The sequence below is a fragment of the Candidatus Rokuibacteriota bacterium genome (assembly GCA_016209385.1).
Classification (GTDB): domain Bacteria; phylum Methylomirabilota; class Methylomirabilia; order Rokubacteriales; family CSP1-6; genus JACQWB01.
The window spans coordinates 1-12,416 of record JACQWB010000098.1; the positions used below are offsets into that span (position 1 = coordinate 1).

The following is a 12,416-nucleotide window of genomic DNA, read 5'->3' on the forward strand; positions in this document are numbered from 1 at the left end:
AGGTGCCATACGACGAGACCTACCACCTGGCGACCATGGCGCGGCAGCAGTTACGCCGGGCGGCGTGACCGTGAAAAAAAAAGTTCTTGACAAGGGTCATAGAAAGTCTCCCCCCGTTGCAGTTCGAGCGTGGCGGGGTCGGCCATGCCGCAGGCAGGCCCCCCGCCGCGCGAGGCCCGAGTTGGTTGCGCCGGCGGAGCCGGCGCTCGAAGGCCCGGTGCTAACTTATGAGCGAGGTGCTCGTGTGATGAGCGAGGTGCTCCTGTGAGCGTCGAGGGGGTGATGTCCCGGCCGCCCAAGCCGGTCGACCTGGCCGCGATCGAACGCGAGCTCGCCAGCCTCTGGCGCCATGAGGACGCGGGCGACGCCGAGCATCCGGTCGTCCGCGCGTGCATGTCCAACCTGATCGTCGCGTGCCGGACCGGCGACGAGGCCGCGGTGATCGCCAACGAGATCCCCGCGATCGTCGCCCGCCACCCGTCGCGCGTCTTCCTGCTCCTCATGGACGCGACGGCGGACGGGGCCAGGCTCGATTCCTACGTCACCACCCACGCCCGCGTCGTCGACGGCCGGCAGCAGGTGGTGAGCGAGCACATCACCATCGAGGCCCGCGGGACGGCCACCCGTCGCGTCCCCGCGGTCGTGCGGCAGCTCCTCATCGGCGACCTGCCAACGGCGCTCTGGTGGGCGACGCCCGAGGCGCCGCCCCGGGGCGGCGAGGTGTTCGCCGAGCTGGCCGACCTGACGCACCAGGTGATCTACGACAGCCTCGGGTGGCCGGACCCGCCGCGCCACATGGTCGCCACCGCGACCTGGGCGACGGGCGAGCGGATACGTCAGGCGGTCTCCGACTTGGCCTGGCGCCGCCTGAAGCTCTGGCGGCGCCTGCTGGCCCAGGCGCTGGATCCGGCTGTCGCGCCCGGGGTTCTGGAGACCGTTCGCGAAGTCGCCGTCCAGCACGGGCCCCACGCGATGACCCAGGCCTGGCTCCTCACCGGCTGGCTCGCCCTGCGCCTCGGCTGGCGCCCCGGGGGAGGGAAGGTGATCGGCGGGACGGAGGCGGTCTGGCAGTTCCAGGCGCCTCACGGCGTGGTCCCGGTGACGATCCACCGGCTCGGCGAGGGCCAGGCCGAGATCGAGACGGTACGGGTCGTCGGCGCGCCGCGCGGGAAATCGACCACGCTCTCCTGCGCCAACGCCGGCCCCGGGCGGCTCGCCGTCACCTCCGACGCCGCGCCCGCGGTGGTCAGGACGCTGAGCGCGCCCCCCCAGGACCGGGCAGACCTCGTCGCCCGGCAGCTCCCCGACCTGGCGCGCGACCAGCTTTTCCAGGACTGCCTGACCTTCGCCCGGGCCATGGCGCAGACCCTGCTCCGGTGAGCTGACGATGAGCAGCGTAAGAGCGAAGGTGGTGCGGCTCGCCGACGCCGAGGCTGTGAGCGCGGCTGCCGCCCGTGACTTCGTCGCGCTCTCGCGCGACGCGGTAGCGGCGCGCGGCAGCTTCACGGTCGCGCTCTCCGGCGGCTCCACGCCCCGCCGGCTCTACCAGCTCCTGGCCGAGGCCCCGTACCGGAGCGAGGTCGCGTGGGAGCGCGTGGAGTTCTTCTGGGGCGACGAGCGCGCGGTCCCCCCCGACCATCCGGATTCGAACTACCGGATGGCGGCCGTGGCGCTTCTCGAAAAGATCGGAGCTGCCGCCGACAGGATCCACCGGATCCAGGCGGAGCGGGCAGACCGGGACGCGGCAGCCCGTCACTACCAGCTCGAGATCGCGCGCGTGTTCGGCGTCAACCCCGACGGCCCGCCACCGGCGCTCGATCTCGTGCTCCTCGGCATGGGTCCAGACGGCCACACCGCGTCCCTCTTCCCCCACACCGCCGCGCTGCGCGAGGGGCGCGGGTGGGTGATGACCCACTTCGTCGAGCGGCTCGGGGCCGAGCGGATCACGCTGACCGTCCCGGTCCTGAACCGGGCGAGGGAGATCCGCTTCCTCGTGGCGGGCTCAGACAAGGCGGCGACGCTCCGGGCCGTGCTTGAGGGTCCCCGTGATCCGGAGAGGCTGCCGTCGCAGCTCATCCGGCCCGAGGCGGGGCGCCTGGTCTGGCTCGTGGACCGGGCAGCGGCGGCCGAGCTCGGCACCGTGGAGGGACGGGTGTGAGCGAGATCGCCCTGACGCTCGCCAGCCACCTCCGCACCACCGAGGGCGCCGAGGCAGCCGACCTCGCCGTCGTCCTGACGCAGCTGGCGCTCGCCGGCAAGCTGATCGCCCGCGAGCTGGCCCGCGCCGCCCTGGTGGGCCAGCTCGGGACGACAGGCGAGACCAACGTCCAGGGCGAGGCGGTGAAGAAGCTCGACGTCTGGGCCAACGACGCCGTGACCGACGCGCTCGAGGCCACGGGGCGGGTGTGCACGCTGGTCTCCGAGGAGATGGCCGAGCCGCTCCACCTGGACCGGCACTGCCCCCGCGCGCGGTACGTCGTCTGCTTCGACCCGGTGGACGGCTCGTCGAACCTCGACATCAACGGCATCGTCGGCACGATCTTCTCGGTCCGCCGTCGCCGGGGCACCGGGCCCGAGCACGTCCGCCCCGACGCCCTCCAGCCGGGGACGGCGCAGGTCGCAGCCGGCTACGTCATGTACGGCACGAGCACGATCCTGGTCTACACGGCCGGCGACGGCGTCCGCGGCTTCACCCTCGACCCGACGATCGGCGAGTTCGTTCGCTCCCACGACCGGATCCGGATCCCGCCCCGCGGGAAGATCTACAGCGCCAACGAGGGGAACGCGCCCCGCTGGGAGCCGGGCGTCCGGCGGTACATCGACCACCTCAGGGTCCCGGACGCGGCGACCGGGCGCCCCTACACGGCGCGCTACGTCGGGTCCATGGTGGCGGACGTCCACCGGACCCTCCTCGAGGGCGGCATCTTCCTCTACCCGGCGGACACCGCACCCGGCGGGAAGGCCACGGGCAAGCTGCGGCTGCTCTACGAGGCCGCGCCGATGGGCTTCGTCACCGAGCAGGCCGGCGGCAAGGCGAGCACCGGACGCGAGCGAATCCTGGAAATCCAGCCCACGTCCGTCCACGAGCGCGTGCCGCTCGTGATCGGAAGCCCCGAGGATGTGACGCTGGCCGAGGAGTTCATCGCAGGGCGCCGCTGAGGCGACCGGTCGTTCGAGCCGAGGGAGTTCGGAGGAGCCGCAGGCGACGACACTCACGAGGCGAGTCCCGAGTAGATTTTCGAGCCGAGGGGCTTCGGCCCTGCCGTAGGCAGGCCCGCCACGAGGCGAGACCCGGTTAAAGGAGGCTTCACATGACCGAGCGCGTGCGAGAGATCCTGAGCTGGTACGGAAGCGACAACCCCGGCACGCTGACGAACCTGGCGCGCCTGCTCACCCACGGGACCCTGGCCGGCACCGGCAAGCTCGTCATCCTGCCCGTGGACCAGGGCTTCGAGCACGGGCCGGCGCGGAGCTTCGCCCCGAACCCGCCCGCCTACGATCCGCGCTACCACTTCGAGCTCGCGATCGAGTCCGGGTGCAACGCCTACGCCGCGCCGCTCGGCTTCCTCGAGGCGGGGGCGCGGGAGTTCGCCGGCCAGGTGCCGCTGATCCTCAAGCTGAACGACCACGACGTCCTCCTGGAGGAGCGGGATCCGATGCAGGCCCTGACCGGGAGCGTCCGCGACGCACTCCGCCTGGGGTGCGTCGGGATCGGCTTCACGATCTATCCCGGCTCGATGCACCGGCTCGACATGTACAGCCAGATCCGCGCCCTCGCCGAGGAGGCCAAGCAGCACGGCCTGGTGGTGGTGATCTGGTCCTACCCGCGGGGGTCGGGCCTCTCCAAGGAGGGCGAAACGGCAATCGACGTCACGGCCTACGCGGCCCACATCGCCGCCCAGCTCGGCGCCCACATCATCAAGGTCAAGCTCCCGTTGGCGCACGTCGAGCAGCCGGCAGCCCGGAAGGTCTACGAGCAGCAGGCGATCGCGGTGGGCACGCTCAGCGAGCGGGTCCGCCACGTGGTCCAGGCGACCTTCAACGGGCGCCGCGTGGTGATCTTCTCCGGGGGCCCGGCTGAGAAGGACGAGGTGGTCCTCGAGGAGATCCGGGCCATCCGCGACGGCGGCGGCTTCGGCTCGATCATCGGCCGGAACTCGTTCCAGCGGAAGAAGCCCGAGGCCCTGAAGTTCCTGCGCACGATCATGGACATCTATGCCGGAACGCTCAAGTAGTCGTCCGGCGCGGCGCCCCCGGTCGCTCACGATCCTCGCCGGCGACGTCGGGGGGACCAAGACGGCCCTGGCCCTCTTCGAGGAAACCGCCACCGGGCCCGCCCTCGTCCGCGAAGAGGCGCTCCCGAGCCGTCAGTTCCCGAGCCTCGAGGCCGCGATCGGCCGCTTCCTGGAGGCCGGTCCTCCCTGCACCGTGAGCGCAGCCTGCTTCGGTGTTGCGGGCGCGGTCGTGGACGGGCGCTCCTTCCCGACCAACCTCCCGTGGGAGCTGGACGAGGGGCCCCTGGCCCAGGCGATCCCGGCGCCGCGGGTAAAGCTGATCAACGACCTCGAGGCGGCCGCCCACGGGGTCCTGCACCTGCCGACGCACGAGCTACTCACGCTCCAGGAGGGGAGCCCCCGCCGCGGGAACATGGTCCTGATCGCGGCCGGCACCGGGCTCGGCGAGGCCCTTCTCGTCTGGGATGGCAAGCGCCATTCGGTCGTCGCCTCCGAGGGCGGACACGGGGACTTCGCCCCGCGGAGCGACCTCGAGATCGAGCTCCTCCGCTTCCTCACGAAGGAGTTCGAGCGGGTGAGCTACGAGCGGGTGCTATCGGGACCGGGGCTCTTCAACATCTACCGCTTCCTCCGCGAGAGCGGCTACGCGTCGGAGCCCCAGTGGCTGCGTGAGCGGATCGAGAAGGGAGATCCGAGCGAGGTCGTGTCCGAGGCGGGGCTCGCGGGCCGGGACCCGCTCTGCATGAAGGCCCTGGAGCTGTTCGTGTCGATCTACGGGGCCGAGGCGGGGAACCTCGCCCTCAAGGCGCTCGCCGTGGGCGGCGTCTTCGTCGGCGGCGGGATTGCCCCGAAGATCCGGGCAAAGCTCGCCGACGGCACCTTCATCGCGGCGTTCCGCGACAAGGGGCGGCTCTCACGGGTGATCGCTGAAATGCCGGTCCGCGTGGCGCTCAACCCTCGGGCCCCCCTGCTCGGCGCAGCCCGGGTCGCGCGCCAGCTCGTCGTCACGGGCTGATCCCGCCGCCGCGGGTACCCGCGCGGCCGAGGGAATTATCCTTTTTCAAACCGCACGACGGATCGTATGCCGATGTCTAGTCGGCGATCCCTGCTCGGCAAGGAGCTTGAACCAGCCATTGGCGAAGGATATGTCGGCCGCGCCTTCGCGCTGTCATTTCCTGCCGACTACAAGGCAGAACGGCTCGTGGCAACGATTCTGACTGCATATTTTGACGAGAGCGGCACGCACGCGGGCGCGAAGGCTGTGTCGGTTGCTGGTTACGTTTCGACAGTAAAAGCATGGGAGTCATTCGAAAGAGAGTGGCGGGAGAGTTTGGCAATTTACAACATCGATCACTTCCACATGACCGACTTCGTTGCTGGCCAGGGGCAGTTCACGAACTGGCCGAAGCAAAAGAAACGCTCGCGGCTTCGAAAACTAATAGACGCCGCAAATCGCCATGCGCTAGCGGCAATTGGCATTGTAATTCCGGCGAACCTATATCAACGGCTTTCGGAACAGGATCGGGCTGTCTGTGATAGTCCTTATCGCATCGCAGCAATGCAGTGTTGCGCAGAGATTAGACGATGGTTAGAGACGTTTGACTCAAATGCCGAGGTGGCGTACGTGTTTGAAGCTGGTGCGAAGGGGGCTGGAAAAGTTGCCGAATTCTTTCGTGCGGCGATGGACGAGAAAGCAGCCAAAGAACACCTTCGCATTCTCTCGTTCAAGTTTGAAGATAAAAAGCGGTCCGCCCCGCTTCAAGCAGCAGACATTCTCGCGTGGGAGCTATATCGGAATGTTCCAAGCATTCGGGGCATGGACTCACGAGCGCCTCGGATCAAGGACTATAACCGACTACGCCGCGCTAAGTTTTCCACATTTCGGTATCCAACTCTTGACCATCTGAAGACGATGGTGGGTGTGATTCTTGGGATGAATCTGTCAGCGGGTAAAAACTAAGTTATGAATGACGAGGTTTTGACCGCCGCGACTTCTTCCGTCGTTTCTCTGGAGGTGGAGGAGTGGCGAGTACGGCGGAAACGGGCTGATCGACCGAGAGCGGATGGAGAGAGAGTGCCTTTAGCGGCCTCGGCTTTTCCCCTTTCACGCCATGAGCGTACCACTCTATTTTCTATTATCAGAACGCCAAGGTCCAAAACCCCTCAACCCGTTGTAAACGAGTTGAAAATGAGTCCGCGCCGAAGGCGTGGGTGGCTCCCCTCCGAGGATTCTGGCGCGGGCTTCGCCCGCGCAACCGATTCCTGGGGGAGGCCTCGGAGGGGGCCGTCGAGGCCCCCTCCGATTGTCTTAGCGGGCCCCCACCGCCACCGGAACCGCCAGGAAGGTCTCGAGGGCGACGAGGACGTGGTCGGGGACCTTGACGAACTCCACGCCAGCCCTGACCACCTCCCCGACCCGCGCGGCGCGGCGAGCCACCCCTTCGAGCGACACACCCGCGTTTCTTCCGGGAAGACGGAAGGAGATCTCGATCCTCTCTCCCGCCGCGATCTCCAGGGCGGTGGCGAGGCCGCACCCGCCCGTGCTCAGATCCACGATCGTCCCCTCGCCGCGCTCCGCGGCGGGTGCTCCCGGGCGAAACCGGGCAATGGTCGCCGGAATGGCGGTCGGACGGCGCGGGAAGCGGCGGAGCGAGAGGCCGTCGAGATCGAGGACTTCCTCGAGAGCCTTCGCATACCCCTTCTGCCACTCCAGCGCGGTGAAGGCGGACTCGCCCTGCCGCCCGAGGTACTCCAGGCTCGCCCGAGTCTGAGCGAGCTTGGCCAGCAAGACCTCTCGTAGGGAAGTCATCGTTCCCCCTCCTCTCGGGCCTCGCCTCGTGGCTCTCCTCGCCTGCGGCTCGTCGGGAGCCCCTCGGCTCGAAGATCTATTCGGGACCACAGCACCGGTTACGCCCCTGCCGGCCGACCCCGGGCTGCGAGGACTCCCCGGACGGCCTCGATCAGGTCCGACAGCCTGAACGGCTTCTGAAGAAAGGCATCCGCCCCGCTCTCCTCGAGCGAGGGATCCTCCGGCCGGATGCCCCAGCCGCTGTAGAGGACCACCACGGGCGGCGGCTCCTGGGCGCGGGCGGTCTGGGCCACCTGCCAGCCCGGGATCTCGGGCATGACGATGTCGGCGAGGACCAGCTCGTAGGCCTCGCGCCCGAGGCACGCGAGCGCCTCGGCGCCTCCGGCCGCTCCGTGGGGCTTGCAGCCCTCGGCCGCGAGCAGCTCGACCAGGACATCGCGGAAGAACGGATCATCGTCCACCACGAGGACCCGCCATTGCCGGAAGGCCGGCAGCAGCGCGTCCATCCCCGCCGGGACCTCAGCGGCCGGAAGGCTGACGGTCACCGAGGTCCCCGCCCCCAACCCGCCCTCGATGGCGAGCTCACCGCCGTGGCGGCGGATGATCTCCAGCGACACGCTGAGCCCGAGGCCGGTCCCGCCGGCCTTCGTCGTGAAGAACGGGGTGAAGAGCTGCGCCCTGACCGCCTCGGGAATCCCGACCCCGGTGTCCCGCACCCGGACGAGGACGTTACCGCGATCGAGCCGGCTCTCGAGCGTGAGGACGCCTCCCTTCGGCATCGCCTCGATCGCGTTGACGATCAGGTTCATCAGCACCTCGAGCAGCTCGGCCGGCCGGCCGACGACGGGAGGTACCTCGCCGAGCTCCTGGCGGATCTCGATCGTCGCCGACCGGACCAGGGCGTCCCGGATCAGGGGATCGGTGAGGCCCACCACCTCGCGCACCAGCGCGTTGACGTCCACGCGCGTGACGAGCGGTTCCGCGGACTCGCGCATGAACCCGCGCAGGCGCTTGAGGATCTCGCTCCCACGGGTCACGTTGCGGGCGATGCTCTCGAGGCCGTCGCTGAGCTGGTCGACCGTCAGGCGGTCGATCTCGACGCACCGACGGAGGAGGCTGGTGCGACCGAGGAGCGTGGTGAAGAGGTTGTTCAGGCTGTGAAAGACCCCTCCCGTCATCCGACGAATCGTCTCGGCCTTCTCGATCTGCTGAGCCTGGCGGGCCCGGAACGTGAGGAGCTCCCAGAAGAGCCGCGCGCTCTGGGCGCCGACCACCTCGACTTCGGCCGGTTTGGTCCGCGCGAGCTCCTCCAGCACCTCGGGGCGTCCGGTCACCTCGACCACGATCTGCGGGGCGTGCGCGAAGATCTCGCGGTGGGAGCCGACGACAGGGATCCCGGCCGCCCGCGCCATCTGGAGCCCCGGCGCCTCCGGGTTCGGATCGGCGACCGCCACGACCCGAACCGATGGCGCGCTCGCGAAGAGCTGGAGCAGGGCGGTCCCGCCGCGGCCCGCGCCGACGAGGCCGACGCGGAGCATCCGGCCCTTCGGTTCGTCCTGGACCATGCTGAGCCCCACCTCAGCCCATCCCGTGTCCGCCGGTCGATCGCTTGTGATTCCGCCCCACGCTGGCCTCCGCCTCAGTCGCAACTCGGGCCGGTGCCTCACGCCTCCAGCCCGCCCAGCAGGCGGTCGATCTCCTGCTGTACCGTCGCGAGCACGAGAGGCTTGGCGAGGCAGGCGTCGGCTCCCGCCCGCAAGAGCGGCGGGATCATGTCAGGGTAGCCCGTGATCCCCAGAATCTTGATCGCGCGCGTCTCCGGATCGGCCTTGAGGCGACGACAGACCTCGATCCCGTCGAGCCGCGGCATCGCCACGTCCAGAATCAAGAGGGCGGGGTTGAAGGCGCCGACCTTGATCAGGGCCTCATACCCGTCTGTCGCCGTTTCGAGCTTGAAGCCCCGCGGGTCCCCGGCGAGGAAATCGACCAGGACGTCCACAATCCGGGGCTGGTCGTCCACGACGAGAATCCGGGTCTCCGGCGGCAGAGCCGGGTAGGGCGGCATGCCATGCTCCCGGAGGAAGCGCTGGAACTCTTTCAGCTCGATTCGGCAGTGCTTGCCGAGGGTTCTGAAGGCGCACAGCTTGCCGTCGCGGATCCACGCCCTGAGGGCAGGCGGTGAAACCCGGCAGTGGCGAGCAGCCTCCCCAACCGTCAGGTAAGCCCGGACGTCCTGGCTAAGTGATTTTTTCATTTTTTCTGATTATCTCGATCTAACGGTTTATACCTGCTGGGGGAGAGCTTGTCAAGAGGAAGACTTGGGGAATGAAAAGTGCGGACCTCGTCGTGGTAGTGACCGCGTTCACAACGGAAGCGAAGTTCGTCTTGACAATTCGGCACACGCATCCTACCGTCGAGTGTGCCCTAACCGTCCAGTGCTTGGAGGAGGCGTGCATGCTCCTTGGATCAAGCCTCGGACAGGGTTCGCGCGCCCGCGTTCGGCATGCTGCCCGTCGGCGGGCGCGTTCGTGTGTTGACGCGCCCTCCGGAGGAGATCCGAGGTCCCTGTAAGGGCACCGCCATGACTCCCCAACTCGACGCGACCGATCCGGGTTCCGTCGAGGCACGCATTGCGGCGAAGTCCGATCCGTACGCGGAAGGGATCCTGGCGGGGACGATCGGCGCCGCGACCATCGCCCTCTGGTTCCTGATCCTGGACACGATCCGGGGGCGGCCGCTCTATACTCCCTCCGTCCTGGGGACCGCGCTCTTTAGGCCAAGCGCAGCGCTCCCACCGCCCGAAAGCCTCGGGGTCTCCTTCGAGTTGGTCCTGGTGTACACGTGGGTGCACTGGCTCGTCTTCTGCGTGATCGGCCTTGGCGCATCGCTGCTCCTGCGCGCGGCCGAGCGAAATCCGGACCTCGGGTTCGGCATTGTCCTGCTCTTCGCCGTCTTCGAGTTCGGCTTCCTCGTGGCGGCCATGCTCTTCGCCGAGGCGATCCTTCAGGCTATTGCCTGGCAGGAGATCCTGCTGGGCAACCTCGTCGCGGCGGCGGCCATGGCCGCATATTTCTGGCGCCGGCATCCCGGGCTCCTGATCAGGCCGTAGCCCGCCGGTCGAACCAGGGCAAACCAGCGAACCGGCCCGACGCGGTACGGGCCGAGTCAGCGCACCGCGGCGCCGGCGACAGAAGCCGGCAGGAGGTGGTCCATGAGCATCGTTACCATCTCTCAGTCCCTTGGAAGCCTGGGTGACGAGATCGGGCGCGAGCTGGCTCGGGCCCTCGGGTACGAGTTCGCCAATCGCGAGATCATCCTGAAGGCCGCCGAGCGGTTCGGCGAGGTCGCCGCGGAGCTCGAGCACGTCACGGAGGAGAAGCCCACCCTCTGGGAGCGCTTCACCGACACCAAGCGCCGGTACCTCACGTACGTCGAGGTCATCATCTTCGAGATGGCGGCGCGGGATAATGTGGTCCTGGCAGGCCGCGGAGCCGCGGTCCTCCTGCGGAATGTGCGACACGCGCTTCGGGTGCGCATCACCGCGCCCGAGCGGCTGCGGGCAAGCCGGGTGGAGCACCAGCAGGGCCTGACCAGCGACGCAGCCGTGAACGCCGTCCGGGACAGCGACCACGATCGCGCTGCCCGGGTGAAGTTCCTCTACCACGTGGACTGGGACGATCCGCGCCTCTACGATCTCGTGCTCAACACCGAGCGCCTCAACGTCACGGAGAGCGTCAGGCTCATTCAGAGCGCGCTCGGGGCAGAGCGGCTTCAGCCGACGCCCGAGTCGCGGGCCGACCTCAAGGACGTGAGCCTGGCCGCCCACGCGAGGGCCGCGCTGCTCGCCAACCCGCTCACACGACTGCTTCACCTCGCGGTCAGCTGCAAGGACGGGCACCTGTCTGTCAGCGGGATGGTCGAGGGGGAGGAGCTCCGGAAGACGGCCGAGGAGACCGTGGGCAGCGTCCCCGGGGCCGTCGGGGTCCTGAGCGAGATCGTCGTAGTCTCCACGCGTCGCGCGCCGCCCGGAATCTGAACTGCTCCGCCTGCTGGCACGGGCTCCGGCTCCGGGACGCGCGGCGCCGCGGGTGGTCGCCTATCCGATGCCGGGCGGCCGTTATCGCTCCCCAGATCGCAGAGCCCCTCGCGTCCACGAGCATCTTCCGGATCCCGACTGCCTGGCAGGGGAGCTGGAAACCCGCGAGGAAGCACAAGCGGCGCTGACAGAGTTGAGGTAACGTGCGGCGCGGCAGCCTAGGTTCGCTGAAAGGAGCGATGACCATGGAACGACGCGCTTTCCTCACCGGTAGCACCGCTGTCGCAGCGATGGCGCTCGCGCCGCGCGCGTTCGCGGCATGGGAGCCGAGCCAGCGGTATCCCGACCCCGCGATCAAGATCATCGATCCGAGCTTCGCGCGCTATCGCCTGGCGCTCTCGCGGGTCGAGCAGATCGCCACGGGCTTCCGCTGGTGCGAGGGTCCCGTCTGGTTCGGCGACGGGCGCTACCTGCTCTGGAGTGACATCCCGAACAACCGGATCATGCGCTGGGACGAGGAGACGGGCGCGGTCAGCATGTTCCGCAAGCCGTCCAACTTCGCCAACGGGCTGACGCGGGACCGGCAGGGCCGCCTCCTCACCTGCGAGCACGGCACGCGGCGCGTGACGCGCACCGAGCCGGACGGTCGCATCACCGTCATCGCCGACCGCTTCGAGGGCAAGCCGCTCAACTCGCCGAACGACATCGTGTGCAAGTCCGACGGCTCGATCTGGTTCACCGATCCACCGTTCGGCATCCTCGGCTTTTACGAGGGGTACGTCGCGAAGGTCGAGTTGCCCACCAACGTCTATCGCGTCGACGGGCGCTCGGGCCAGATCACGATGGCCGTCGGCGACGTGAACCGGCCGAACGGGCTCTGCTTCTCGCCCGACGAGTCGAAACTCTACATCGTCGAGGGCGGCGTGACCCCCCGCATCATTCACGCCTTCGATGTCGATGGCGGCACCAGGCTCACCAACAAGCGGCCGGTGGTGAACGCCGGCCCCGGCACGCCCGACGGCCTGCGCTGCGACGTCGACGGCAACCTCTGGGTCGGCTGGGGCATGGGCCAGGAGGGGCTCGACGGCATCCACGTCTTCAATCCCGACGGCAAGCTGATCGGCCGCATCGATCTCCCCGCACGCTGTGCCAACCTGTGCTTCGGGGGCCCGCAGCGCAACCGGCTCTTCATGTGCGGCAGCACGGCGATGTACTCGCTCTACGTGAACACGCAGGGCGTCCCGTACATCTAAGGCACGATGCTGATCGGGCTGGGGCCTACGAGCGTGTCGGAGTAATGCCCTTCGAGCGCGCACCCACGGCTCCGCCGTGGGTA

General features: G+C 68.6%; 12 protein-coding genes. 9 read left to right on the plus strand and 3 right to left on the minus strand.

The features are described from left to right. Window positions 1-264 precede the first annotated feature (264 nt). The 6 genes from HY726_06655 (at window position 265) to HY726_06680 (ending at window position 6,195) form a co-directional block, all read left to right on the plus strand. On the plus strand, window positions 265-1,380 hold the full coding sequence (locus tag HY726_06655) for a glucose-6-phosphate dehydrogenase assembly protein OpcA (GenBank protein ID MBI4608667.1): 1,116 nt from the start codon (window positions 265-267) through the stop codon (window positions 1,378-1,380). Window positions 1,381-1,387: 7 nt separating this feature from the next. Next, window positions 1,388-2,158: a 6-phosphogluconolactonase gene (gene pgl, locus HY726_06660; protein ID MBI4608668.1), complete on the plus strand. Its 771-nt coding sequence runs from the start codon at window positions 1,388-1,390 to the stop codon at window positions 2,156-2,158. Next, the gene (fbp, locus tag HY726_06665) at window positions 2,155-3,159 is read left to right on the plus strand and encodes a class 1 fructose-bisphosphatase (GenBank protein MBI4608669.1); all 1,005 of its coding nucleotides are present in this window, start codon (window positions 2,155-2,157) and stop codon (window positions 3,157-3,159) included. The genes pgl and fbp overlap by 4 nt, the downstream gene beginning before the upstream one ends. 152 nt (window positions 3,160-3,311) lie before the next feature. Continuing rightward, window positions 3,312-4,235 carry a class I fructose-bisphosphate aldolase gene (locus HY726_06670; GenBank protein ID MBI4608670.1) on the plus strand — a complete coding sequence of 308 codons (924 nt, stop codon included), beginning with the start codon at window positions 3,312-3,314 and terminating at the stop codon, window positions 4,233-4,235. Beyond that, window positions 4,216-5,250, plus strand: coding sequence for a glucokinase (gene glk / locus HY726_06675; GenBank protein ID MBI4608671.1), 1,035 nt, complete (start codon window positions 4,216-4,218; stop codon window positions 5,248-5,250). Before HY726_06670 ends, glk begins: the two co-directional genes overlap by 20 nt. Window positions 5,251-5,322: 72 nt before the next feature. Next, entirely contained in the window at window positions 5,323-6,195 is an 873-nt protein-coding gene (locus tag HY726_06680) for a DUF3800 domain-containing protein (protein ID MBI4608672.1), read from the plus strand. Window positions 6,196-6,543: 348 nt separating this feature from the next. On the opposite strand, the gene HY726_06685 is transcribed toward HY726_06680, so the two are convergent. The 3 genes from HY726_06685 to HY726_06695 form a co-directional block, all read right to left on the minus strand. Next, window positions 6,544-7,044, minus strand: a complete 501-nt coding sequence (locus HY726_06685; protein MBI4608673.1) for a PilZ domain-containing protein — start codon at window positions 7,042-7,044, stop codon at window positions 6,544-6,546. 98 nt (window positions 7,045-7,142) lie between these two features. Continuing rightward, a complete protein-coding gene (locus HY726_06690; GenBank protein MBI4608674.1) occupies window positions 7,143-8,621 on the minus strand; it encodes a response regulator in 1,479 nt (492 codons plus the stop codon). A gap of 86 nt (window positions 8,622-8,707) precedes the next feature. After that, window positions 8,708-9,298 carry a response regulator gene (locus tag HY726_06695; protein MBI4608675.1) on the minus strand — a complete coding sequence of 197 codons (591 nt, stop codon included), beginning with the start codon at window positions 9,296-9,298 and terminating at the stop codon, window positions 8,708-8,710. A gap of 327 nt (window positions 9,299-9,625) precedes the next feature. On the opposite strand from HY726_06695, the gene HY726_06700 reads away from it, so the two are divergent. The 3 genes from HY726_06700 (at window position 9,626) to HY726_06710 (ending at window position 12,333) form a co-directional block, all read left to right on the plus strand. Continuing rightward, entirely contained in the window at window positions 9,626-10,153 is a 528-nt protein-coding gene (locus HY726_06700) for a hypothetical protein (protein MBI4608676.1), read from the plus strand. A 102-nt stretch (window positions 10,154-10,255) separates the two neighbouring features. After that, on the plus strand, window positions 10,256-11,080 hold the full coding sequence (locus HY726_06705; protein ID MBI4608677.1) for a cytidylate kinase-like family protein: 825 nt from the start codon (window positions 10,256-10,258) through the stop codon (window positions 11,078-11,080). 239 nt (window positions 11,081-11,319) lie between these two features. Beyond that, window positions 11,320-12,333, plus strand: a complete 1,014-nt coding sequence (locus HY726_06710; GenBank protein ID MBI4608678.1) for an SMP-30/gluconolactonase/LRE family protein — start codon at window positions 11,320-11,322, stop codon at window positions 12,331-12,333. Window positions 12,334-12,416: the final 83 nt, after the last annotated feature.

What these genes read in the sequence shown, in the direction of transcription:
- pgl (MBI4608668.1), top strand. Translation starts at nt 1,388, where the DNA reads ATGAGCAGCGTAAGAGCGAAGGTGGTGCGGCTCGCCGACGCCGAGGCT.
- HY726_06670 (MBI4608670.1), top strand. Translation starts at nt 3,312, where the DNA reads ATGACCGAGCGCGTGCGAGAGATCCTGAGCTGGTACGGAAGCGACAAC.
- glk (MBI4608671.1), top strand. Translation starts at nt 4,216, where the DNA reads ATGCCGGAACGCTCAAGTAGTCGTCCGGCGCGGCGCCCCCGGTCGCTC.
- HY726_06680 (MBI4608672.1), top strand. Translation starts at nt 5,323, where the DNA reads ATGTCTAGTCGGCGATCCCTGCTCGGCAAGGAGCTTGAACCAGCCATT.
- HY726_06685 (MBI4608673.1), bottom strand. Translation starts at nt 7,044, where the DNA reads ATGACTTCCCTACGAGAGGTCTTGCTGGCCAAGCTCGCTCAGACTCGG.
- HY726_06695 (MBI4608675.1), bottom strand. Translation starts at nt 9,298, where the DNA reads ATGAAAAAATCACTTAGCCAGGACGTCCGGGCTTACCTGACGGTTGGG.
- HY726_06700 (MBI4608676.1), top strand. Translation starts at nt 9,626, where the DNA reads ATGACTCCCCAACTCGACGCGACCGATCCGGGTTCCGTCGAGGCACGC.
- HY726_06705 (MBI4608677.1), top strand. Translation starts at nt 10,256, where the DNA reads ATGAGCATCGTTACCATCTCTCAGTCCCTTGGAAGCCTGGGTGACGAG.
- HY726_06710 (MBI4608678.1), top strand. Translation starts at nt 11,320, where the DNA reads ATGACCATGGAACGACGCGCTTTCCTCACCGGTAGCACCGCTGTCGCA.